The sequence below is a fragment of the Asticcacaulis sp. genome (assembly GCF_047605585.1).
Taxonomy (GTDB): Bacteria; Pseudomonadota; Alphaproteobacteria; order Caulobacterales; family Caulobacteraceae; genus Asticcacaulis.
In genome coordinates this window covers 164,803-188,456 of sequence record NZ_JASGFK010000002.1, presented here as the reverse complement: position 1 = coordinate 188,456, position 23,654 = coordinate 164,803, and the positions used below count along the sequence as shown (strand labels likewise).

General features: G+C 58.4%; 22 protein-coding genes and 1 riboswitch. Of the genes, 7 read left to right on the top strand and 15 right to left on the bottom strand.

The window, feature by feature from the left end; genetic code table 11:
- Window positions 1–32 precede the first annotated feature (32 nt).
- The 7 genes from gcvH to QM647_RS06625 form a co-directional block, all read right to left on the bottom strand.
- Window positions 33–398 (bottom strand): glycine cleavage system protein GcvH, encoded by a 366-nt coding sequence (gene gcvH / locus QM647_RS06655; protein ID WP_414994724.1) that lies wholly within the window; start codon window positions 396–398, stop codon window positions 33–35.
- Between the two features lie 11 nt (window positions 399–409).
- A complete protein-coding gene (gene gcvT, locus QM647_RS06650) occupies window positions 410–1,546 on the bottom strand; it encodes a glycine cleavage system aminomethyltransferase GcvT (protein WP_414994723.1) in 1,137 nt (378 codons plus the stop codon).
- Window positions 1,547–1,653: 107 nt separating this feature from the next.
- Window positions 1,654–1,742, bottom strand: a riboswitch (glycine riboswitch).
- A 58-nt stretch (window positions 1,743–1,800) separates the two neighbouring features.
- The gene (locus tag QM647_RS06645) at window positions 1,801–2,277 is read right to left on the bottom strand and encodes a hypothetical protein (protein ID WP_414994722.1); all 477 of its coding nucleotides are present in this window, start codon (window positions 2,275–2,277) and stop codon (window positions 1,801–1,803) included.
- Complete coding sequence (locus QM647_RS06640) at window positions 2,274–2,708, bottom strand: hypothetical protein (protein WP_414994721.1); 435 nt, start codon at window positions 2,706–2,708, stop codon at window positions 2,274–2,276. Before QM647_RS06640 ends, QM647_RS06645 begins: the two co-directional genes overlap by 4 nt.
- Window positions 2,701–3,432, bottom strand: a complete 732-nt coding sequence (locus QM647_RS06635) for an NYN domain-containing protein (protein ID WP_414994720.1) — start codon at window positions 3,430–3,432, stop codon at window positions 2,701–2,703. The genes QM647_RS06640 and QM647_RS06635 overlap by 8 nt, the downstream gene beginning before the upstream one ends.
- Before the next feature lie 185 nt (window positions 3,433–3,617).
- Entirely contained in the window at window positions 3,618–5,453 is a 1,836-nt protein-coding gene (gene argS, locus QM647_RS06630) for an arginine--tRNA ligase (RefSeq protein ID WP_414994719.1), read from the bottom strand.
- A 61-nt stretch (window positions 5,454–5,514) separates the two neighbouring features.
- Window positions 5,515–6,240, bottom strand: a complete 726-nt coding sequence (locus tag QM647_RS06625; protein ID WP_414994718.1) for a Tat pathway signal sequence domain protein — start codon at window positions 6,238–6,240, stop codon at window positions 5,515–5,517.
- A gap of 202 nt (window positions 6,241–6,442) precedes the next feature.
- On the opposite strand from QM647_RS06625, the gene ispH reads away from it, so the two are divergent.
- The 3 genes from ispH (at window position 6,443) to QM647_RS06610 (ending at window position 8,863) form a co-directional block, all read left to right on the top strand.
- The gene (gene ispH / locus QM647_RS06620; protein WP_414994717.1) at window positions 6,443–7,402 is read left to right on the top strand and encodes a 4-hydroxy-3-methylbut-2-enyl diphosphate reductase; all 960 of its coding nucleotides are present in this window, start codon (window positions 6,443–6,445) and stop codon (window positions 7,400–7,402) included.
- 53 nt (window positions 7,403–7,455) lie between these two features.
- Window positions 7,456–7,908, top strand: a complete 453-nt coding sequence (gene rnhA, locus QM647_RS06615) for a ribonuclease HI (protein ID WP_414994716.1) — start codon at window positions 7,456–7,458, stop codon at window positions 7,906–7,908.
- Between the two features lie 124 nt (window positions 7,909–8,032).
- Entirely contained in the window at window positions 8,033–8,863 is an 831-nt protein-coding gene (locus QM647_RS06610) for a flagellin (RefSeq protein ID WP_414994715.1), read from the top strand.
- A 28-nt stretch (window positions 8,864–8,891) separates the two neighbouring features.
- Here QM647_RS06610 and QM647_RS06605 read toward each other — a convergent pair whose 3' ends face one another.
- The gene (locus QM647_RS06605) at window positions 8,892–9,182 is read right to left on the bottom strand and encodes a zf-TFIIB domain-containing protein (RefSeq protein ID WP_414994714.1); all 291 of its coding nucleotides are present in this window, start codon (window positions 9,180–9,182) and stop codon (window positions 8,892–8,894) included.
- Between the two features lie 54 nt (window positions 9,183–9,236).
- Window positions 9,237–9,767 (bottom strand): gamma carbonic anhydrase family protein, encoded by a 531-nt coding sequence (locus QM647_RS06600; RefSeq protein WP_414994713.1) that lies wholly within the window; start codon window positions 9,765–9,767, stop codon window positions 9,237–9,239.
- A 330-nt stretch (window positions 9,768–10,097) separates the two neighbouring features.
- On the opposite strand from QM647_RS06600, the gene QM647_RS06595 reads away from it, so the two are divergent.
- Entirely contained in the window at window positions 10,098–10,892 is a 795-nt protein-coding gene (locus tag QM647_RS06595) for a PhoH family protein (protein ID WP_414994712.1), read from the top strand.
- Between the two features lie 125 nt (window positions 10,893–11,017).
- On the opposite strand, the gene QM647_RS06590 is transcribed toward QM647_RS06595, so the two are convergent.
- The 4 genes from QM647_RS06590 to QM647_RS06575 form a co-directional block, all read right to left on the bottom strand.
- Window positions 11,018–14,014, bottom strand: coding sequence for a TonB-dependent receptor plug domain-containing protein (locus tag QM647_RS06590; protein ID WP_414994711.1), 2,997 nt, complete (start codon window positions 14,012–14,014; stop codon window positions 11,018–11,020).
- Window positions 14,015–14,207: 193 nt separating this feature from the next.
- Window positions 14,208–16,235: an alpha/beta hydrolase family protein gene (locus QM647_RS06585; protein WP_414994710.1), complete on the bottom strand. Its 2,028-nt coding sequence runs from the start codon at window positions 16,233–16,235 to the stop codon at window positions 14,208–14,210.
- Window positions 16,236–16,356: 121 nt separating this feature from the next.
- Window positions 16,357–17,982, bottom strand: a complete 1,626-nt coding sequence (locus tag QM647_RS06580; protein ID WP_414994709.1) for an alpha-amylase family glycosyl hydrolase — start codon at window positions 17,980–17,982, stop codon at window positions 16,357–16,359.
- A 66-nt stretch (window positions 17,983–18,048) separates the two neighbouring features.
- Window positions 18,049–18,420 (bottom strand): hypothetical protein, encoded by a 372-nt coding sequence (locus tag QM647_RS06575; RefSeq protein WP_414994708.1) that lies wholly within the window; start codon window positions 18,418–18,420, stop codon window positions 18,049–18,051.
- A gap of 177 nt (window positions 18,421–18,597) precedes the next feature.
- Between QM647_RS06575 and QM647_RS06570 the strand changes: the two genes are divergently transcribed.
- Window positions 18,598–19,071 carry a hemerythrin domain-containing protein gene (locus tag QM647_RS06570; protein ID WP_414994707.1) on the top strand — a complete coding sequence of 158 codons (474 nt, stop codon included), beginning with the start codon at window positions 18,598–18,600 and terminating at the stop codon, window positions 19,069–19,071.
- On the opposite strand, the gene QM647_RS06565 is transcribed toward QM647_RS06570, so the two are convergent.
- Window positions 19,062–20,246 carry a TCR/Tet family MFS transporter gene (locus QM647_RS06565; RefSeq protein ID WP_414994706.1) on the bottom strand — a complete coding sequence of 395 codons (1,185 nt, stop codon included), beginning with the start codon at window positions 20,244–20,246 and terminating at the stop codon, window positions 19,062–19,064. The two genes, QM647_RS06570 and QM647_RS06565, sit on opposite strands and share 10 nt — an antisense overlap.
- Window positions 20,247–20,311: 65 nt before the next feature.
- On the opposite strand from QM647_RS06565, the gene QM647_RS06560 reads away from it, so the two are divergent.
- Window positions 20,312–20,923, top strand: coding sequence for a TetR/AcrR family transcriptional regulator C-terminal domain-containing protein (locus QM647_RS06560; protein WP_414994705.1), 612 nt, complete (start codon window positions 20,312–20,314; stop codon window positions 20,921–20,923).
- A 291-nt stretch (window positions 20,924–21,214) separates the two neighbouring features.
- Window positions 21,215–22,354, top strand: coding sequence for an acyltransferase family protein (locus QM647_RS06555; RefSeq protein ID WP_414994704.1), 1,140 nt, complete (start codon window positions 21,215–21,217; stop codon window positions 22,352–22,354).
- Here the strand turns inward: QM647_RS06555 and cytX are convergent.
- Window positions 22,299–23,612 (bottom strand): putative hydroxymethylpyrimidine transporter CytX, encoded by a 1,314-nt coding sequence (gene cytX / locus QM647_RS06550; RefSeq protein WP_414994703.1) that lies wholly within the window; start codon window positions 23,610–23,612, stop codon window positions 22,299–22,301. The two genes, QM647_RS06555 and cytX, sit on opposite strands and share 56 nt — an antisense overlap.
- Window positions 23,613–23,654 lie beyond the last annotated feature (42 nt).

Sequence of the window (23,654 nt, the reverse complement as noted above, 5' to 3'; positions counted from 1 at the left end):
CACCCTCCCCTAAAATCAGGGGAGGTTCTTGATTACAGCGTCGCCAGATAGGCTTCGTAGGCGGCGCGGTCCATCAGACCGTCGAGTTCCGAGGCGTCGGCCAGCTTGATCTTGGCGATCCAGCCGCCGGCTTCCGGCACGGCGTTGATGGTCTCCGGCGCACTCGTCAGCTCGGTATTGGCTTCGATCACTTCGCCCGACACCGGCGCGTAGACGTCCGACGCGGCCTTGACGCTTTCGACCACGGCGAAGCTGTCGCCGGTCTTCAGGGTCTTGCCGACTTCCGGCACTTCGACGAAGACGACGTCGCCCAGGGCTTCGGCGGCGTAGGCGGTGATGCCGACAAAGGCTTCATTGCCGGTGACATTGACCCATTCGTGGTCTTTGGTGAACTTCATGGCTTTATCCCTTAAGCTTTGGGTTTACGGTGATAGCCGTTGGCAACGAACGGCAGACAGACGATTTCAGCGGCGTATTGGCGGCCGCGGGTTTCCAGTTTCAACTTGGTGCCGATAGCGGACGCGGCCGGCGGCACATAGCCCATGGCAATTGAGTAACCGAGCGACGGCGACGGCACGCCAGACGTGACGATGCCCAGTTCGGCGCCATTTTCACCGACGATCTTTGCGCCTTCACGAGCGGGCGGGCCTTCGAGCACGCGGATGGCCACGCGGACACGGTCGAGCTTGCCATCGAGCTGGGCGCGCAGGCGATCGATGCCCCTGATGTCACCACGCGTCAGGCGCGACTTGTTCATGGCAAAGCCGAGGTTAGATTCGACCAGGGTGTAGCCGGCATCCATTTCATGGCCGTAGAGCGGCATACCCGCTTCAAGGCGCAGGGAATCGCGGGCACCCAGGCCGATCGGCTTAACGATAGGGTTTGACAGCAGCTCATCCCACAGATCGGCGACACGCGCGGCCGGGAAGCTGATTTCAAAACCATCCTCGCCGGTATAGCCGGAGCGCGAGATATAGGCGACCTCGCCGAGAAGCTGGAAGGTGCCGCATTCCATGAAATACATTTCAGTAGCGGCCGGGCAGAGTTCTTTCATGACATCCTTCGCCTTGGGGCCTTGCAGGGCCAGCAAGGCGCGATCGGTCAGCACCTCGAACTCGACGTCAGCCCCCGCCTCGTCATTGGCGATAAAGTCGGCGATGATATCAAAATCCTGATCCTTGCAGGCGGCATTGACCACCAGCATGAAACCTTCGGCGAAGGGCCGCGAGACCATCCAGTCATCGAGGATACCGCCTTCGTCGTTAAGCAGCAGCGAATATTTCTGCTTGCCCTGGGGCAGGATGGCGAAATCGGTCGGGGTCAGGGCTTCGAGCACGGCAATGGCGCCCTCGCCGCTCAGGCGCGCCTGGCCCATGTGGGAGACGTCGAACAGGCCCGCCTCGGCGCGGGTCCACTTGTGCTCGGCCAGCACGCCTTCATACTTTACCGGCATATTGTAGCCGGCAAAGGGCACCATCTGGCCACTCAGCGCGACATGCTGGTCAAATAGAGGGGTATTCTTGAGGGATTCGCTCGGTTCAGACATGGGGGCTCGCAGACGGTTTGAATACGTTCTGCCCCCGCTGTCCTTTTTAGCCTGAGAGATTTGCTCCTTCGGCGAGAACCTCCGGGGTTCTACTTTCCAGCGTTTTAATGTGTCTTGCGGTCCGTTTGCCTGAGCGTTTCCGGGGCGGTTGCGCCTTCGGCGGTGTGAGTGTCACACTCTCTCCCGCGAGTCTTTTCGCTTGTGCGGCAGGCGCTGTGAAGAGTCAAGCGATGGCGTCTGACATCACCGTCTTTTTAACGGCTTAATAGCTTTGTCCAAATCGTACTAAGCCCTTTATACGCAAAAAGAATAACCAGCACTGGAATGCCAACGACAATCGTCACCAAGATTGCGACCGGAGTAATTACCAACCTTAAGAGTTTGTTCGACAAGGACAAAGTTTTGAAAGTATATGTGCCCTCAGCCCAAGCTTTGTCAGCAAAAACGCGCTTCAATTCTCCAACTGTGAAATCCCGAAATTCCACTTGTCGACTTGGCCAGATTTGAAAACCTGCCCGACGATTTAAACCGGGAAATTCAGGAACCCCAGCTTCAGCCATGAAATCGAGTAATTCGTTTTCGTAGTCCTGTGGTTCAACATCGGCAATTGAGCATAGATCAGCAAACACAAACGCCTCATCGCCTTTGGCCTTGAAGGCGCCCACGGTTTCTGAATCAAGGTCTTTGCCAAGTAAGGCATATAGACCTGCCTCAAATTCCTCGGGCGTCACTTTAACCAGCGCCCGAGCCAAAAGCCCAGCAGCGCTATAATCCCGAGTACCAGCCCGGCCAGGACCAGCATCACCGTCAGGCTGGTCAGTTTCTGCGACAGGGGGACGGGCTCGTAGGCATAGGCATCCGCCGGCCAGACCTTGCTTTTCGCCAGCGCCTTCAGTTCGCCGACCGTAAAATCGCGATAGACCAGGCACTTGTCGGGCCACAGCCACCAGAAAGGGCTGACACGCTCCTCCGCCGGCGGCTTGACGCCATGGATAGCCAGCAGGGTCATCATGTCATCGATATAGAAGTCCGTCTCGGCATCGCCATCGAGATCGCCCAGCACATAGGCGTCATCGCCACGCGCCTTGAAAGCCTCAAGGCATTCCGGGCTCAGGCGCGTACCCAACAGGTCGTAAAGCCCCTTCTCGAACGGCTTAACCATTATTGACGACAAGCTTCAGGTGGCTTTTGACGCGCACCTGGGGCGGGTCATAAATCGCCGGACGCGGCACCACTTCTTTGGTCCCAAGGAAACGCTGTTTGTATTTCGCCATTTCCGGCAAGAGCGACGCCTCCAGGTGATGGGTTTGGATTTCGATGCATTGATCGGCAATGCGTTCGATGTGGCGATTATGATAGCGCCCCGGCGGCGTGACAAGCACCAGTTTCTTTTTCGGAAAGCGCTCCTTGAAATAACGCGCCGTGGCGGCGTGGTCACCATCGGCCGTCACCAGATAGCAGACGTCGAACAGGTTATCCTCGGCATCGGCGGCGATGGAGAGCGCCAGATTGACATCGCCCTGCTTCTCCACCGAGATCTGCCACTTATGCCCGCAGCTGTTGCAGCCGTCCATGGCGTGGATAAAGTGGCCCATGCGGCAGATCACGCCCTGCCCCACCAGCGCCTTGCGGTAATCTTCGTGGCGTTGCAGCTTGGAGCGATGCGTCGGCGAGAAGGCCGAGCACCAGACCACGCGCTTGACCACCTCGGACTTAGGCGCAATCGCCCGGCCGAGCGCCTTGAGATTCAGCCATTTGAGATAGGGGCGCTTGTAGGCATCGACGGCGTGATAGAGGTTGAAACCGTCATAATAGAAGGCGGCCCGCTTGCGGAAGAAGGGGAAAGACCAGCCGCCTCCCGAACCTGTCTCCCGCCCCTTGGACATGACCTCAAACCCACCCGTTAACGTCTTGGTAACAATAAACCTCAGTTACGGGCGTTTGTCAGCAGGTTTTGTGCAGTTAGAATTTAAGGAAAGTAAGAAACCCCACCACCAACGCGCAAGGGCGCGTCGGTCCCCCTCCCCGACAAGTCGGAGAGGTATAAATGGGTGCAGGGGCCGTGCCCCTGCTACATCTGATCCGGTGCGCTGAGGCCCATCAGGTCTAGGCCCAGTTCGAGCTGGCGCAGGGTCAGGCTGACCAGCCCCAGACGCGAGGCCTTCAGCGCGGCATCTTCCCCCACCAGCACCGGACAGGCGGCATAGAACTTCGAGAAGCCCTGTGCCAGACGATAGACGTGATCGGCCAAAATATTCGGCGCGCGCTTGAGGTAGGTTTCCTTCAGAGCGTTATCGAAGCCATCGAGCAGCAGCACCAGTTCGCGCTCGGCCGGTTCAGCCACGGCGATCTGACCGGCCGCGAGTCCTTGCTCGCCAGCCTTCCGAAGGATCGATTTCATCCGCACCGCCTGATAGAGCAGATATGGCCCGGTCTTGCCCTCGAAGCTCATGAAGCGGTCGAGATCGAAAATGTAGTTGGTCAGGCGGTGATTGCTGAGTTCTGCAAACTTCAGCGCCGCCACGGCCACCTTGTGCGCCGTATCGGCAAAGGCCGCTTCCGAAAGCCCCTCGCCCAGACCAGCTTCATGCAGACGGGCATTGGCTTTTTCCACCGCCTGACTGATCAGGTCGCCCAGCTTGAGCGTACCGCCATCGCGCGTCTTGAAAGGCGTGCCGTCCGGACCGTTGACCGTACCGTTGGCGGCATGTTCCAGTTGGCCTTCCTGCGCATAGCCGGCCAGATAGGCGGTGCGGAAGACCTGCTCGAAGTGCTCGGCCTGACGCTGGTCGACGATGTAGAGACTGAGATCGGGGCCGAATTCCTTCTGGCGCTGCACGATGGTGGCCACATCCGTGGTGCCATACATGGCCGAACCTTCAGAAGAGACAGCCAGCAAGGGCGGCGGGCTCGGCACTTCGATGACCGAGCCGTCATCCAGTTTCTTCTTACGGGTCTCGCCGGCGCGCGCGACATGTACCACCTGGGCGCCATTGTCCTCGACCAGTAGGCCCTTGGCTTTAAGATCGGCGATCATCGGCTCGACATAAGGATCGGCATCGGATTCGCCGTACCACAGGTCGAACTCCACACCCAGATCGGCATAGTCGCGCTTCAGGGCCTCGCGGCTGACCACGACGAAATGCTGCCACAGGGCGCGATAGCCCGGACGGCCGTCCTGCAGTTCCTTCGTCGCCTTGCGGGCCGCTGCCAGAAACTCAGCGTCCTTCGCCTTGATGCGCGCGCTCGATTTGGGATAGATGCGGCCGAGATCAGCCAGGGTCACCGGCGTTTCCACCGGATATGGCCCTGTATAGGCCGCATCGAAATACGGCAGGTCAGGCTGTTCTTCGGAGAGACCGACGATCAGTTGGCCCATTTGCAGCCCCCAGTCACCAAAGTGCGCATCGCCGATCACTTCATCGCCGAGAAAACGCAGGGTGCGCTTGAGGCTTTCACCGATCACCGCCGTGCGCAGGTGGCCGATATGCATTTCCTTGGCGACATTGGGCCCGCCGAAATCGATCATCACCTTGCGCTTTTGCGCCACAAGAGGCGCGCCGATACGCGGATCTGCCGCCAGGGCATTGGCGCGAGCACTGAGGGCTTCATGCGACAGGGTGAAGTTGAGAAAGCCCGGCCCGGCGATTTCCAGCTTGTCCAGGCGCGCGTCACCGTCAAAGTGCGAGACGATTTTCGTCGCCACCTCGCGCGGATTGGCCTTCGCCGCCTTCGCGACCGCCAAGGCGCCATTGCACTGGAAATCGGCCAGATCCGGGCGGTCCGAAGCATTCACGCGACCCGCCGAGGCATCGAAGCCTTCCGCCACAAAGGCGGCGCCCGCGCTGCCGGTCAGCTCGGTCTTGAAGTCACGGGAGTCAATAAAAGCTTCGGTAAAGGCGGGCATTGTCATATCCGGGGAAAAACTTCCGCCGTAATAGGCACTCGCTAGCCCTAAGACAAGAACCTTATTGCGATTGCGCCGGCTTCTGTTCGGCCGGCGTAACATAGCGGAAGTGCTTGCCCTCGCGGTTGAACTCGGCCATCTGCGGCGTCACGTCGAAACCGATCAACACTTCGAAGTTCTCGCCCGAAATGGTTATGTCCTTGCGCGGGATATAGATGCCTTCCAGGCGCGTATTGACGTCGACCTTGTCCTGACCTTCGGCAAAGGTCACCGGCAACTCGAATTCCTGTTTGGCCAGCACCGTCTTGTCGCGCTCGGTGACAGCGATCCAGTAATGATAGGTATTGCTCAGCCCCTCGGCCTGCGGCCCACGACCGAGCGAGAAGCTGATATCCATGCCAACCTGGATTGGATTGGTGCCGGTATAGGCGCATTCCGAGTGGATACCGTTGATCTCGCCGGTCCACATGGCCGCCGAGGTGGTTTCGACATTGTTCTTGAACTCGTGATAGCGTGCGGCGTCATAGAGTACCTTGACATAGGGGCAAGGGCCTTCCGCCTTGCGCTTCTTGAGGTTCAGGCTCTTGTCACCCCATTCCGCGTCCTTCTTGGCGCGATCGGACGCGGCCTGCTGGTCATCACCGCCACCACTTCCGCCCATGCCGCCCCCCATACCACCGCCCATCTGGGCCGAGGCAACACCGGCCGTACCGGCGCTGAGCAACACACCCAGACAAACTCCGGCCCAAACACGACGAGCCAGGATACGGCGCATAACAACTGACATAGGCGTGAAGATCCCCAAATAGCGAACAAGATGACGAAGCGGCTTTCAGCGAAGCGCATCCTTAACGGATGTGTAGCGTCTTGAAATCACTTTTCAAAGGGTTTTATGGAGCACTTGCGGCCAAAGTGCGGCGGAAGACCATCACCTCTGATATCTCGGATTACCAGTGGCGCAATCCACCGAAAAGACTTATGTGAAGCCTATGAGCGTCCCTCTTCCCTCCCTGGCCCGCCCCCTGAAGGTCTATCTCGCCACGCCGCGCGGCTTCTGCGCCGGTGTCGATCGCGCCATACAGATCGTCGAACGCGCCATCGAACGCTACGGCGCGCCGGTCTATGTTCGCCATGAGATCGTGCATAACAAGCATGTGGTGGACCGTCTGAAGGGCCTGGGCGCCGTGTTTGTCAAGGAACTGGACCAGTGCCCGCCGGATCGCCCGGTCGTCTTTTCGGCGCACGGCGTGCCGAAATCCGTGCCCGCCGACGCGCAGAATCGCCAGATGTTTTACCTGGACGCCACCTGCCCGCTGGTCTCCAAGGTCCATGTCGAGGCCGAACGCCATCATAATGAAGGCCGCGAGATCATCCTGATCGGTCATGCCGGTCACCCGGAAGTCATCGGCACCATGGGCCAACTGCCGGAAGGCACGGTCAAGCTTATCGAAACCGTCGAGCAGGCGCGTGAATTTGAGCCTGTCGATCCGGACAACCTGGCCTTTGTCACCCAGACCACGCTTTCCGTGGATGACACCGCTGAGATCGTCGGCGCCCTGAAGGCCCGCTTCCCGCAGATCAAGGTGCCGCACAAGGAAGACATCTGTTACGCCACCACCAACCGCCAGGATGCGGTCAAGCAGGTTTCGGCCGATTGCGACCTGGTGCTGGTGATCGGCTCGGCCAAGTCCTCGAACTCCCAGCGTCTGGTCGAAGTCGCCTTGCGCGGCGGCGCCAGGGCCGCCTATCTGGTCGATGACGCCTCGCATGTCGACTGGAGCTGGTTTGATGGCGTGGACGTGCTGGGTATTTCCGCCGGGGCCTCGGCGCCGGAAAACCTGATCGAAGAGCTGGTCGCCGCCGTGGCCGCCCGTTTCGACGCCGAGGTCATCGAAAACAACGGTGTACGCGAGACCGTTACCTTCAAGTTGCCGAAAGCCGTCGCTTAAAGCAAGGGCCGACAGCGCTTGCCTATTCTTTTCGACTCGATGATAAGCGGCTGATGACCGAACGCACACACGTCACCCTCTACACAGACGGCGCCTGCAAGGGCAATCCCGGTCCCGGCGGCTGGGGCTGCATCCTGATGTCCGGCCTGCACGAGAAGGAACTCTACGGCTACGAGCCCAGCACCACCAATAACCGCATGGAGCTGATGGCCGCTATCTCTGGTCTGGAGGCGCTGAAAAAGCCCTGTGACGTCAAGCTCTATATCGACAGCCAGTATGTCCTGAAGGGTATGACCGAATGGATCAGAGGCTGGAAGGCGCGTGGCTGGAAGACCGCCGACAAGAAGCCGGTCAAGAACGACGACCTGTGGATCAGGCTCGATACCGCCGCCAAGCCGCACAAGATCAAGTGGATCTGGGTCAAGGGCCACGCCGGCAACGAGATGAACGAGCGCGCCGATCAGCTGGCCAACAAGGGTATTGAGGAAGCGCGGGCGCGGACCTGAAGCCCACAGCAAGCATTCAGCCTAAAAAATATTTCCGGAATGTTATCTTCTTTAACATCCGTTAGCCCTGCCATGGCATAATCACGCTTGACAGAATGTCGCCGTAGCCAGCGGAGGTTCAGCAGTGAACTCCATAAACACCAATATCGGGGCCATGATTGCCCTGCAGACTCTCAACGGCATCAATGCCAGCCTTGAGACGACGCAGAACCGCATCTCGACGGGGCTGAAGGTGGCCAGCGCCAAGGATGACGGTGCGACCTGGGCCATCGCCCAGAGCCAGCGCTCGACGGTATCTTCGCTCGATGCGGTGAAAGACTCCCTGTCACGTAATTCGTCTGCCGTCGATGTCGCCCTGACGGCCGGCGAATCGATATCCGACCTGCTTTCCCAGATGAAGGCCAAGGCCCTGGAAGCCTCCGACACCTCGCTCGATACGGCGTCCCGCAACGCGCTGAACGAAGACTTCATTTCCATCCGCAACCAGATCACCAAGACCCTGCAGAATTCCAGCTTCAATGGAACCAACCTGCTCGACGGCTCCAAGTCGTCGATCTCGGCCCTGGCCAATGCCCAGGGCACCAGCCGCCTGACCGTGGCCGCGGAGAACATGTCGCTCGGCGGCAGCATCATCACGCTCGGCGCCAGCGCCGCCTTCGCCAGTGCGTCCTCGGCCAGCGCCCTGCTGTCGACGCTTGAATCCTCGATTAACAATGTCTCGGCGGCCCTGGCCAAGCTCGGCACATCGTCAAAGATGCTCGACAATCACCAGACCTTTATCGGGAAGCTTCAGGATTCGATCACAGCCGGCATCGGTAACCTGGTCGATGCCGACATGGCCAAGGAAAGCGCCACCCTGCAATCCCTGCAGGTCAAGCAGCAGCTTGCCATCCAGATGCTGTCCATATCCACACAGTCCGACAGCTGGGTACTGAACCTTTTCAATCGGTCCTGAGATTTTGGGGCGCACTTTCAGGAAAGTGCTAGTCACCAAAATCGAAAATATCGCCGAAGTCGAAACCCCTCTTTTTCTTCTTGTGGGAAAAATCGCGGCCTTCATATCGCCGGTCGTAGTCGTCATCGCGCCGCGGCTTTGGCTGGGAGGGCGGCGGCAGGGGAATATCCCGGTCGTCCTTCGACAGCGCGATCAGCTTTTCCAGTTCGCCGCGGTCCAGCCACACGCCCTGGCATTGGGTGCAGATATCAATCAGTATGCCTTCACGAATGACCTCGCGAAACGCACCCTGGCAAACGGGACAGATCAGGGCAGACATGGCTACTCCTCAGGCTAGGCTCACCTTGCTGACATGGAACTGTAAAACGCAAAGTCAAGAGATCGCCGTCAGGTCGTGTTTGAAACGGCGCCAGTTACGCACATAATGCGCCGCCGATTGGGTCAGCTTGCCGATCTGTTCGGGCGTCAGTTCACGCGCCACCCGCGCCGGCTGGCCGATCAGCAGTACGCCATCGGGATATTCTTTCCCCTCAGGCACCAGGGCGCCGGCGCCGACAATCGTGTTCCTGCCGATCTTCGCCCGCGCCAGGATAACCGCACCGATGCCGATCAGGCTGTTATTGCCGATCTCGCAGCTATGGATCATCGCCTTGTGTCCCACGGTCACATCGTCGCCTATGGTCAGGGGCAGGCCGTCATCCGAATGCAGCACAGCGCCGTCCTGGATATTGGTGCGCGCACCGATGGTGATGGGATCATTATCGCCGCGCACCACAGCGCAGAACCAGATGCTGGCGTCTGCCTTGAGCGTCACATCGCCCATCACATCGGCCGATGGTGCGATCCAGAAACGCTCGTCCGGCGGCAGGTTCGGCGCCTTGTCTCCGAGTTTATAGATGGCCATGGGCGCCTCCTTTTCCGATTGTTTCTTTATGACGCATTTGCGAAATTATGAAAGTGACCGGCGCCATTAAGATAACGCTAACCATCGTCGGCGAATCTGATAGCGTCGTTACAGGATGAGGAATCAGTACGCCTCTTCCGCGATCGGCATCAGACTTAAGGTTCCAGCCTTAGAGGTTTTTAGTGGCTATACGGGTTGTATCATCCTCCCCCGCCTCTCCTCCACCGCCCTCAATGGGCGATGACGGCTCTCCCGGCTGTTGCCGAATTTCCTCCCCTACCCGCGTATCCCGTACCCAAAGGCGAGCCATTTCCGGCGTCGCCTTTTTTCATGTTCTTTTTCAAGGAGCCCACCATGACCAAGCGAGCCGCTAAACGTTTTATGCGCGAAGGCAATCTGGATGCGGAGCAATTCGCCCCGGATACGAAAGTGCGCCGCATGAACGTGCATGGTGCCGGGGTGAACAGTAACTGGTCACCGGCCAACGAAGATCGCACCCAATCCTATGTAAAGACCATAAAACCGAAATCCGAAGGCCAGGCGGCACTGATGTCGGCCATGGACGAGAAGAACCTCGTCCTGGCGCTTGGCCCCGCGGGCACCGGCAAGACCTATCTCGCCATTGCGAAAGCGGTGGAGGCCCTGGAGGCCGGCAAGGTGGGCCGCATCGTGCTCTCCCGTCCCGCCGTCGAGGCCGGGGAATCGATCGGCTTCCTGCCGGGCGATATGGAGGACAAGCTGGCCCCTTATCTGCGCCCGCTCTATGACGCCCTGACCGACCGCCTCAGCATGAAGCGGGTCAAGGCCCTGATGGCCGAGGGCCTGATCGAGATCGCTCCGGTCGGCTACATGCGCGGCCGCACGCTCAACAACGCCTTCGTGGTCATCGATGAGGCGCAGAACTGCACCTATGTCCAGCTCAAGATGCTGCTGACCCGCCTGGGCTGGAACTCGACCATGGTCGTCACCGGCGATCCGGCGCAGTCCGACCTGCTGCCAGGCATTTCCGGTCTGGCCGATGTGGCCGACAAGTTCGAGACGGTCGATACGATCAAGGTCGTCCGCCTGAAGGACAAGGACATCGTGCGTCATCCCTTGGTGGCGCAGATGCTGGGCGTGCTGTAGGCGCAGCATTTACGTCCGGGGAACGAACGGCGGGCCGCGAGGTCCGCCGTTTTTATTTGAAGATGCCAAAGAAAAAAGCGGCGAAGTCACCCTCGCCGCTTTTCTGGTTTACAGGCAGATCAGACCTAGAAGTCCTTCGAGATATTCAGGAAGAACTGGCGGCCAATGATACCGGTCAGGTACTGGCTGGAGAACGGGTAGTTGCCCAGGCGTGCGGCCGAACCGGAATAGAGGCCCGAACCGATTTCCGGCGCATACTTGTCAAAGATATTGTTGATACCGGCGATGACTTCGAAGGATTTACCACGATAGCGAACTTCCAGATCATGGGTCACGAACGGCGGCACCGAAGCGACATAGGTATAGGTGCCGGCACTGTTGGTACCGGTTTCACCGTACCAGCCGAGGTTGCTGGCGGCGCCGGTATAGTTGAAGGTCCAGGCAACCTGCCAGTCCTTATGGGTAAACTTGGTCTGTACGTCGCCAACCCAGCTCGGTTGACCGATCTTGCCGACATAGTCGTCGATCACGGCGCCTTCGTACTGCTGGCTCTTGTAATACTTGTACCAGCTGAACTGGGCATCAGAGGACAACTTACCGAAATTGAACTCGTGCTCGTAACTGACCGTGAAGTCGATACCAGCCGTTTCTTCGGTCGGGATGTTGCGGTAGCTGCCGTCGATCGCCGTAATCGCCAGATAGGTCGGCGAGGTCGGGTCCGTATCGCGCACGAAGTCATCACAGAAGCCCGGCTGTGAGCGGAACTGGACGCTGCCGTAGCAGGCCCCCACGACCGCGGCCCCGCTGGAGGTGATCTGGTTGCTGATCTTGGTCTTCCAGATATCCATGGCAAACTGGAAGCCGGTATCCGGCGGAGTCAGCACGAAACCAAGCGTGGTGGCGTAAGACGTTTCCGGCTCAAGGCCGAGACCGCCGCCCGTCGTGATGGTCGCGGAGGGGTTGCTACCGGTATAATCGTCCGGCACGCCGTCTGCCGCGCAGTTGGCGCGAATGGTGGCATTGGTTTTGAATTCTCCGTCTGCCCCCAGTTCACCGTAGTTGATACACGGGTCAACGCTCAACTGGCCGAGATAGCTGGTCTGGTCGTTGAGATACAGTTCATACAATCCCGGCGCACGGAAAGAGGTGCCCGCCGTTCCGCGGATGCGGAAGGTGTTGTCCACGGCCCAGCTGAAGCCCGCCTTATAAGTGGTGGCATCGCCTACACTGTCATAATCGCTGTAGCGCCCTGACAGGCTCAGGGTGAGATCTTCAAACAGGAACTTGCCACGGATGACGGGCACTTCCAGTTCGCCATAGACTTCCTTCAACTGGTCAGAGCCCTTGGTAATCCCCGAAGATGTCCGGTTATAGGAATTGCCGCTACGCGACAGTTCACCCGGCACGTCATTGATCTCGTCCTTGCGGAAGCTGACCCCGAAGGCACCGGCCAGTGCGCCGGCTGGCAGCTGGAAGAGATCACCCGTGGCCGTGGCTTCGGCCGTCAGTTGCGTATAATCCGTGCGGCCATGATCGACGGTGAAATAGTAGTCGTATTCCGCCTGGGTCAGTTTACCGGTCGTCTGTGCTTCCGGGCTGAACAGGTTCAGAGGCACGCAACCGGCTGGAGCGCCGGCACCGCACTCGTCAATTTCCTCAAAGGTGTTCTGATCGAAGCCCGTTCCCCAGTTCACGCGGTCAGCGTAGATAGCCGTATTGTCATAAGTGCCGTGGCTTTTCGAATAGGACACATAGGTATCCCAGTTCCAGGAGGACAGGGTACCACGCACACCACCAAGGAACCTCCCCAGGTCAACCTTTTGCGACGAATCCGACTCAAAGATCGTTACCGGCTCAGCGTATAGACCGCCTGACCCGAGGCCATAATAAGCCTGTTCTTCCGGCGTAAACTGTGAAGGCAGGATATTCACGCTGGAGTGGGTCGAGTAGTAGGGGAACAGTTGCGCCCAGCTGCGTTGCGAAGATTGACGCTCGCCAAACATCAACTCGGTGTAGAGTTCCGCACCGTTCAGCCAATCCGGACGCCACTGCCCCTGTACGAACAGGGTGGCCCGCTTGACCGGTGAAATAGCTGTCGTATCCAGTGCGGCGTCGGGATTGTCATCTTCCCAGACAACTGTCCGTGCAACGGCTTCCGGTGATGAACTATCGTACCTGACGTAATCGTTCAGAGGGCCATCGGTATGACCGGGCGCATAGAAATAATAATCACCGTAATAGCCATCGATAATAGCGCCACCCCAGACACCGGACGCGTTATAGCACTTATAGTCGCCGGTACGCGGATCGATCCGGTCGGCGCGGGAGCCATCGGCCGTGCTGGTGCGCAGCAGTTGCGGACAGGCCAGCCCCTTGCGATCGCGATAGGTCAGCTCCTTCTGCTCGTAATATTCACCCGAGATCAGGATACCGCCCTTGTCGAACGTCTTGCCGTACATGGCCGAGACGGTATAGCTGTCGCCACCGTTCTTCTCGGATTTCAGGCCGGAAGCTTCCATGTGGAAGCCATCATAATTCTTGGTGGTAATGATGTTGACGACGCCGGCAACGGCATCGGAACCATAGATTGATGACGCGCCATCCTTCAGGATTTCATAGCGCGATACCATCGATTGCGGAATGAAGTTGAGGTCGACCGGACCAACCGTGCCACCGACACCGGCTGGCGGCATACGACGACCATTGATCAGGACCAGAGTGCGCTGAGCGCCAAGACCGCGAAGCGACAGGGTATTGATGCCGTCACCGCCATCCACGACATAACCGGTGAAGGTGTTGTTGATCTGGCCGGAACCGGAGGCGATGGACGAGGATTGCAGAATTTGCGCGGCATCGATCATGCCGGCCATGCTGGACTTTTCGGCCGTGATTACCTGGACCGGGGCCGTTGAGGTGAATTCACTCTTGCGGATGCGTGATCCGGTCACGACGATTTCAGTGGACTGGTCCGTTGCCGCAGCATCCGGTGTGGCGGGAGCGGCAGTGGTATCGTCTGCTGGCGGCGGCGTGTCCTGAGCCATGGCCGGCAAACCCACAACCAGAGTGGTCAAAATGGTGCCTGTCAGCAACCATTTACGCGTCAAATTCATCTGCTTCGACATGAATAACTCCATAGTGTAAGTCCCCGGACTTGAAACAGACACTATCTGGTCACATTTGCGACGCAATACCAAAATTGGCACAGGAACAACTTACCGCCATATATGTGACGAGTTTGTCGCATACGGGACATGAAAAAAGCCTCGCAGGTTGCAAGGCTCTTCTTCCATCAGTGGATTAGCGGCAATATTACACCTAACCGATCAGGCCGCATTTCGGACTTTTCAGAAAATCTTCCATCAGTCCCAGACTCTGTTCCTGCCATTCGACATGCCAAGGCAAGGTGTGCCACATGCCCTTGATTTCCGTATATTGCACGTCTTTCCCAGCTGATTTCATGGCGGCATAGAACATACGCGAATGCTCAGTATCGGCCTGACGGTCATGATCGCCATGATAGAGCAAAATCGGGATATTGCCCTTGTCGACGTTCTTCAAAGGGTCCATGCCTGCAACAGTCTTGCCTTGTATGTCACGCTGGATATGACTGTTGCCCCACAGATTACCTATACGCTGCAAGCTTGAAACGCCAGCGCCGGCAATCGCGCATTTGTAAGGACTATTCGGCCTGACACTTGCTGCAATTGCGGCAAAACCACCATATGAGTATCCCATGATCGCCAGGCGCTTCGGATCGGCGATACCACGCGACACCAGATAGGCCGCGGCATCGTCATTGTCGTCCGACATCTTCAGCCCCCACTCCTTGTCACCGGCTTTCCACAACTTGTCGCCCCAGCCCTCCGATCCGCGATATTGCGGTTGGATGACGGCAATGCCGCGTGTGGCAAAGAATTGCGGCCAGCCCGCCATGTCCCAGCCAAATTCGTCGCGCGCCCACGGACCGCCATGCGGCATGACGATCAGCGGCACCGGCCCCTGATCCGGTGTCCAGCCCGGCGGATAGGTGATGAAGGCCGGAATTTCCAGACCGTCGCGCGCCTTGTAGGTAACAAACTCTGCCTTGCCGAGGCTCTTTGGGTCAATCCAGGGCTTGGCGCCTCCCAGAGGCTGGAGCTTGCCGTCCTTATAAAGGTAATATTGCGGCGGAAGATCAGGCGCCTCGACCTCGACCACGGCCGTCTGGTAGGTGTCCCGATTGATTGTCAGATGTACATTCTTGCCAGGGAAATTGGCCTCTATCGACTTCTGCGCCGCCGCCCACCTGGGATCAAGATAACTAACGATCGTGCTAGGACCTTCCACAGCCACGGCCAGGATGTCGGTCTTTTTGTTCGCACGGTCTATGGCGAAACTGACGCGATTGATGTCGTATTTGCTGTTTGCAAACAGCGGCTGAGCCGAGAATTTCTGCGCCTTGATATCGTAATCGTAGATGGCACTTTTGTCGCCATTGATATTGGTTGAGATGACAAGCTGGCCCGGATCTGTATCAAATCCGAGTATTGTTATGTTCTTACGCTCTGCCACCTTGTAGCTTAAAGGCGCATGATAGACCCATTCCCCTGTGGTCTTGTCCTTGATGTAGAGCTTGTACCAGTATTCGCCGCCCACATCATCGATCTGTTCCTTGATCAGTGGCTCACCGGTATTCAGGTCCACTCCCGCGGCAAGGTAATTGAATTCGCTGGACCCCAGCGCCACCGTACGCGTCTTGCCGGTCCTGGTGTCGAGCTCGAAGATCTTCTGGGCAAAATCATCCGGATTAACCGTCTCCATGAGTATCTTGGTGTCATCATAGAGATTGCGGTTGAACACGGTGGCCGAAATGCCTTTGGCCATGGAATCGCGCACATCCTTGTTCAGGGTACCGGTCATTTTGAACGGCTCCTCAATCTTGCGGCCTTCAAGATCGGAATAGTAGAGCTTGTTCGTGAAGGTCGGTTTGCCGTCGAACCCGGTGATCGGCTGTTCGGTGACGAAGTAGACCTTGTCATTGCTGAAGAAGTCGACCTGAATAATCCGCTGGGTCTCAGAGGGAATCCAGATCGGCTTCTTGCCGAGATCGTCCGTATCCCAGATCGATATGACCGGCCACTTCTGCCCTTTAACGGCGATCAGGCCCGCAATATGCTTGCCATCCGGCGAGATGGACACACTGGTCAGCGCATCATATTGCGCCAGATCGTCGATCGACAGAGGCTGCGCGGGCGGCGTATAGGCAGCGTGGGCCAGACTACCCGTCAGCAGGCCCGCCGCCAACGCGGCGAGCGCCGTGGATTTCATCAGGATTTTCAAGGGGGCAGATTTTCGGCGCGCCATAGCAACAAACTCCGGTATGTTTGCAACAAACTGGACACATGGTTACGGGACCGTCAACCCGCCTCCGCCTGATTTTCGAAATACGCGCAGCAACATTACCAACTTGTAACAAATACCCTTTCTATTCGCGCGCGAATAACCAGGTCGTCTTGGCCGGAATGGTAATCGTCATCGCGTTGCCTTCAGCTCTTAAAGACGCGGCTTCTGTTTCACCCAATACATGCAGCGCCGGCGTATAGGTACCTGTTGTCAACATGACTTTCACGGTCTGCGGCCGATCGCTCAGATTGACCAGCACCGCCACCTCATCGTCACTGTCCTTGCGCGTAAAGACCAGTACGGGATCGCCGGGCTTCGATTGCAGGTCCATCCCCCCCGTGCCGAGAACCGGATGGGCACGGCGAACGGCATAGAGTGCGCGGTAATATTCAAGCAGCGAATTGGGATCGCCGGCCTCGGCCGCCACATTGTGACTGGCCACATTGATCGCCACATCGCGATAAGGCGTACCGATGGTAAAACCGGCTGTACGTGGATAGCCCGTCCAGCTCATCGGCGAACGGATGCCGGGATCGTTGAAGGTCCCGCCATTGCTCATGCCGATTTCCTCGCCGTAATAGGCAAAGGGCGTGCTGGAGGCCAGGATAGATATCGCTGCCGACAGCTTGTAATCGGCTATGTCATTGACGCCGAACTGATTGATCAGCCGGTCGCCGACATAGGCATCGTGGCTTTGCAGGGCCAGCGGCATCAGGTCAGCATGCGGATTCTGCAGCTGGGCAATCAGCGGCGCCGGCACGGCCCCCTTCTTCGCGCCTTCGATGATCGATTGCTGGACACCATAGGCAAAGGCGCTGCACGCCTTGACATACATGTCCGCCCCTTCCGAAGCCTCGCAGATCATGTAGCGGTTGTCGTACTCATCGAGTGTCTGGCGCAGTTTGGCGACGATACCCGGATTGGCCGGATTGTTGAAATAGGCCTTGGGTCCATCCTCGATCAGCATGGTCACCGCATCGAGGCGGAAGCCATCGACGCCCTTGTTCATCCAGAAGCGCATCGTGTCCTGAAGATAGCCGATAACCTTCGGATTCTTCAGGTTCAGGTCGGGCATTGAATTGGAAAAGACGCCGTAATAGAGACCAACGCCGCCCGGCACTGCCTTCGCGGCCGGCTTCCACGGATCGGTATAATAGGCACCGCTGACGCCGCGCATTTTCTCATTATACCAACCGGGGTTCTTGTCGGCGAAGACATACCATTCCCGATACGGACTGGCCTTCGATTTCGCCGCGTCCTGAAAGAGCGCATTTCCGCTGCCGGAATGGTTGACGACGAAATCGAGGATCACGCCGATGCCGCGCTTGTGAGCCTCCTGCACGAAGCGCTCAAAATCCGCCATGGTGCCATAGTCCGGATTGACGGCGCGATAATCATTGACCGCATAGCCATGGTCACCGTCTTCCGAAGGCATCATCGGCATCAGCCAGATGCCGGTCACGCCCAGATCATGCAGGTAATCGAGCTGCGAGGTCAGGCCATTGAAATCGCCTATGCCGTCACCGTCGCTATCCTTGTAGGAGCGCACAAAAATTTCCATGAAGGCCGCCGTCCGGTTCCAGTCCTTCGGCAAGGCGCTGGCCTTGTTTTCCACGGCCACCGGCGAAACATCTATCTGGGCGCTGGCGTTCCCCGCCAGAACGGCCACGCACGCAACGGCGCCCAGCGCCAAGACCTTGAAAGACATGATCAGCTCCCTGTTTTTATTCAGGGTGACATCTCGTATTCAGCTTGGGAAGCTGAATACGTATGCTCAGCGCTTCATCACCCGTACATCGCGCCAGTTCGGCTGGAAATACCAGACCTTGGCGTCATTGGCCGTGATGACGATACGATGTTCCCCCCGCCAGCGGACGGACAGGTCCGACAGCCGTTCCGGTTCGGCGGCATCGAAGACGGCGACTGCCGTGGCGCCATTCAGAAAGCCTTGCGTGCGGCGCATCAGCACCTTTTGCACGGCCGCGGAGCCGATGCACTTCCGCTGGACAATCTCCGCCTGATAATGACCGGTCGGAGATTTGACCTCCTTCAGATGGTCTTCAGAACACAGACCGAGATGATTGCAGCCGCAAAGGCCAGCGGCCAATCCGGCGATAAGCGTAAACCTGACAGTCGATGGTACCATGATGCAACCATTCCTCAGTGACTACAGCTTAGTCCTCAAAACTTAAGGTCAAGATAATTTCCACAACTTGTGAATTGCGGGGATAAAACTTATGGCTTTCTTATAAAGAGAGCCCTGTCCCGCATTTCATCATGGCATTCTCTGGCGCAGCCTCTGTGGATAACGGGAGGTCCAGCCATGGATATTTACAGCTATATCATCCGTGATCACCGCAGGCTGGCAGGCCTGATGGACGACCTGATGTCAATCCGTGTACCGGCGGTCCGGCAGCCCCTGTTCAGGCAGATTCAAACCGAACTGTCAGCGCACAGCGATGCCGAGGAGCGGACCTTCTATGCCGCGGTGGAGAACGCCACCCAAACCCAGGTCATGAATGACCGGCTCGAACTTTCCGAGCATGAGCATCACGAAATCAAGGCCCTGATGCATGTGCTGAGCCGGCTGTCGGTCGGCAGCGGGGAATGGATGGAGAAGTTCGGCGAGCTCAAATTCGCCATCGAGCACCATGTTGCCAGGGAGGAAGGGGAAATTTTTCCGCAGGCCAAGGCGGTCCTCACCCCGCTCGATGCGCACCGGCTGGCCCTGCAGATGGATGCGTTGAAACAGCAGATCCTGGCCGGTCACGACGACACAACGACAATCTATTTATAGAGCGATCGCCGCATGACGATGGGCAGCATGGGCAGGTAAAGCACCGCACCTATAATCCAGACCAGTCCGGGGAAAGTGTCCCGTGACAGGAAATAGATGTTCAGCAACAGCACGGGTCCGATGATCGCCGCCAGGCTTTGCAGGCTGGCGATAACGCCCTGCAACTGGCCCTGCCGATCCTCACTGACCTGTTTGGTGATGACCGACATCAGTATGCTGGGCGCAATGCCGCCAACGCTCAGCAACGGGATCAGCATCCAGATATAGTCGCCTCGCGTTACCAGGCCCAGAGCCACATAACAGGCCATGTCAGCAAACACTCCGGTCAGAAGCGCGCCGCGTTCGCTTAAGCGTCCGGTCATCGGCCCCACCAGGAAGGCCTGCGCCAGGGCATGAAACAGGCCGAACAGGGTCAAGGATAACCCCACGCTTATACCTTGCCAGCCATAGCGCTGCTCGACATAGAGCACCCAGACGCTGCCGCCGATCTCGCCGATGATGGCGAACAGGCCGCCCGCCACCAGCAGAGCGCCAATCCCCTTGAAGGCGGTCAGGCTGGTCAGCGGCGCCAGAGGATTGAGCTTCTCGGTGCCGGGCTTGGCGGCACGGGATTCCGGCAGCACGAACAGGCAGAGCAGCAGGTTGATGACGGTGAGCACCGCCGCCAGGGCGAACGGCCACATCAGGCCGAACTCACGTAACAGCCCCCCCGCCGCCGGCCCCAGGATGAAACCGATCCCCATGCAGGCATTGAGCTGACCGAAGCGCCTGGCGCGGTCTTCCGGCGCCGTGATATCGGTAAGATAGGCTTGTGCCACTGACATATTGGCGCCGGTAACGCCGGCGATGGCCCGCGCCACGAACAGCACCCATAAGGGCGGCAGGCAAGCCATGACGGCATAGTTCAGCGCCGCCCCGATCAGCGAGAGGGTCAGCACCGGTTTGCGGCCGATACGATCGCTCCAGCCCCCCAGCAGTGGCGCGCACAGGAACTGCATCAGCGCATAGAGCGACAGAAACAGGCCATAGGCCATGCCAGTACTTTGGCCCGCAGCGGCACCCGATTTGGTGGCGCCGAAGAGGTCCGGCAAAACGGGCAGCACCAGGCCGATGCCGGCCATGTCGAGCGTGACGGTCAGGAAGATGGCGAAAAGGGCGAAGCGGGAGGTTTTCATAAAATTTATCACTGATAAGTTATTTATCGGTGATAAGGAAAAGGCACACATGAGTCAAGGTGAAAATGAAACTCGACAAATCCACCATTATCGACGCCGCGCTGGACCTGCTCAATGAAGTGGGCATCGATGCCCTGTCCACGCGAGCCCTGGCGCAGAAGCTGGGTGTGCAGCAGCCGGCACTTTACTGGCATTTCAAAAACAAGCGCGCCCTTCTCGATGCGCTCAACGCCGCCATCCAGGCGCGTTACGATACCTATGAACCAGCCCCGGACGAGACCTGGCAGTCCTTCTTCCGCCGCAACATGATCACCTTCCGGAAGGCACTGCTGAGCGTGCGTGACGGCGCTCGACTGCACGCCGGTACCGAGGCCGAGCCGGACCATGTCGAGCAGATCGAGCGCCTGATGGTCTTCATGACCCGGCAGGGTATAGAGCCGGCCGACGCCATGTCCCTGAGCATCGCCACCAGTCGCTATGTGGTCGGCTGCGTGCTGGAGGAACAGAGCGAAGCCCCCTCACCTCAACAGATCGAGGCGCTCGATGCCCGTGCCCAGGCCTTCCCGCACGTGGCGGCGGCACTGGCCAGCTATCGCACCAACAGCCCGGAAGTCCATTTCCTGGCCGGACTGGACCTGCTGATCACCGGTTTCGAGACCCGGCATGCCAGCTCGTGATTGCGCGGTAATTTGTAGCCGCATATTTCAAACCAAAAAACCTTACGAAATACAGAGACCAGAAAACGCCGCTCGCCCCTGTAGTTGCATTTAGGTGCCCATATATTTCACAATAGAAACAAGACTATAGGTTGTTAATGGCGCAGGCAAAAAAGTGCGAGCCACCCCTTGCTGACCGAATTCAAATCTGGATAGTTTTTTAAAAAAACTTTTAATATATTGATTTTTAAGAATAATTTTTTAACCCAACCGGCTCCATAATACCATCGCTGCTGAGGGGCGCGATCTGACATGCCGTTTAGAAAAACGACAACCATTGCCTGCATTGCGGATAATGCAAATGAACGGCCAGCCGGTTTCGGATATTTACGCCTGTTTCTGGCCCTGGGCGTTACAACCTGGCATGCCGCCATGGTCAGCGGTCAGGGCGATCAGTTCATTCATATCGTCGCCAATACCCCATGGCGCCCCTTGCTGTTTTTCCGCCTGCCGATGTTCTTCGCCCTGAGCGGTTTCCTGATCAGCGCCAGTGCGGCACGCTGCCGGACATTGATTTCTTTCGGCCTGCTGCGCGCCTTTCGCATTTTCCCCGCCCTGATCGTTGAGGTCCTGCTGAGTGCGCTGTTGCTAGGTCCGCTGATGACCCAGGTCCGCCTGGATGAATATTTCCTGTCGGGAACCAGCCAGGCCTATCTGCTGTCCGCGACGGGCTGGATACATTTCGAACTTCCGGGCGTTTTCACAGCCAATCCGCTGCCCAATTCCGTAAATCTGTCGCTGTGGACCATCCCGGTGGAACTGGGATGCTATGCGATCATGGCGCTCCTGATGGTCACCCGCCATCTGCTTGCCGGCCGCATGGTCCTCATACTGATGGCGGTCATGCAACTGGCCCTGCTCGTTCAGCTGTTTATCAATCCCGCCAGGGCGGATATCATTGGTCCCCAGCTTCCCTTGTGCTTCATTGCCGGAACCGCCCTTCATCTATACCGCCACCGCATACGGCTGCACTGGAGCCTGGCGGCGACAGCCCTGGCCATAACCTTTCTGCTGCTGGAAAGACTTGGCGGTACGGCCGTGGTCGCCCTGCCCATCGCCTACCTGACGGTCTATCTTGGGCTCCAGCTACCGAAATTGCTGCCCGTGGCGCGGCTTGGTGACTATTCCTACGGCATCTATCTATACAGCTTCCCGATCCAGCAGATGGTAGCGACGCAGTCGTGGACACATAAGTGGTGGCTCAATATGGCGCTCAGCTTTCCACTTGCCCTGGTCGCGGCCATCGCTTCATGGCATCTTATCGAAAAAGGCTTCCTGCGCCTGAAGCCCTGGGTGCTCAAGGTCGAGCGCGCCCTGGTTGCCCGCCTTTCACGCCTTACACGTCGGAAGACACCGGCCTTGAAAACATCATTGCCAGCGCCCAGTAGGTAACGGCAGCGACAAAGAAGGCCGGCAAGGTGGCGCCGGCAGCAGGCAGCAGGCTGAGGAAATAGTAGTAGGTCGCCACGCCTGCCCCCCAGGCAACGAAGGCGCTGATATGTACGCCGTAGCTGAAGCGGTAGACGCCATTGATACGGCTGATATCCCTGGCCACCACCTGACGCTTGCGGATCAGGAAATGATCGACCAGCAGTACGCCATATAGCGGCGTGAACACCGAGCCGATCATATAAAGAAAGCTCATGAACTCGGCCATAGGCACGAACAGGGCAATCAGGGTACAGACCACGCCGAACCCGATCACCAGATGGCGGATGCGGAAATGCAGCAGGCTGCCAAGCGATGTGGCGGCCGAGAAAATATCGGCAAAGACATTGTCCGTCTCATCGATCAGGATCAGCAACAGAGCCAGCCCGCCGCCGGTAGTCGCCAGGGCTGACAACAGCAACTGGTCGGGATTGCCCTCTGCCATCAGGGCATAGGCGGCGCCCAGCGCGAAGAACCAGATATTGGCCAGCAGGTAGCCCAGGGTCGAGCCCTTGAAAACCGCACCGGAAGACGTGCCAAAGCGGGTATAGTCGGCGATCAGCGGCAACCACGACAGGGGCATGGCGATGACCAGATCAATGCCGCCGCCGAGAGACAGGGAGCCATCGCCCTTGCGTGCAAAGGCTTCCGCAAGGTTATGATCCGCCAGCAGGGCCCAGGTCATCCAGGCCGCCCCTGCCAGCAGTAGCCAGATGCCCCAGTGGCGCAGGAAACGACGGACAAAGCTGAGCGGCCCCAGGATGGCCAGCCCGGTCGCCGCCGCGCCGAACACCAGTGTCCAGAGAACCGGCAGCGTAAAATGAAAAGCATTGGTCGAAAGCCTATTGGCGGCATCGCGCATGGCGATGATCTCGAAGGCGCCCCAGCCGACCAGTTGGATGATGTTGAGAACTGCCGCTACCGATGCCCCGCGCACACCTAGAGTCGGACGCAATGCCCCCATGGTGGAGAGGCCGGTATCGGCGCCAACCACACCCGCCAGACCTAGCAATATCCCTCCGGCCAGACTGCCGATGATAATGGCGATGAGCCCTTCCGTTAATGACAGACCCGGCACCAGATAGGCGCCGGCCTGCAGCACCAGCAGGCCGATCCCCAGCGAAAACCACAGTGAAAAGGCATCCCGCAGGGTCAGGGTGCGCTTGTTCGCGGGCACCGGCACGAGGGGATCATAGGCGTCCTGATCGGAAATATCTGTCATGGTACGGAATAAGGGAATCGGGCAGAGACCTTATCCTTAACA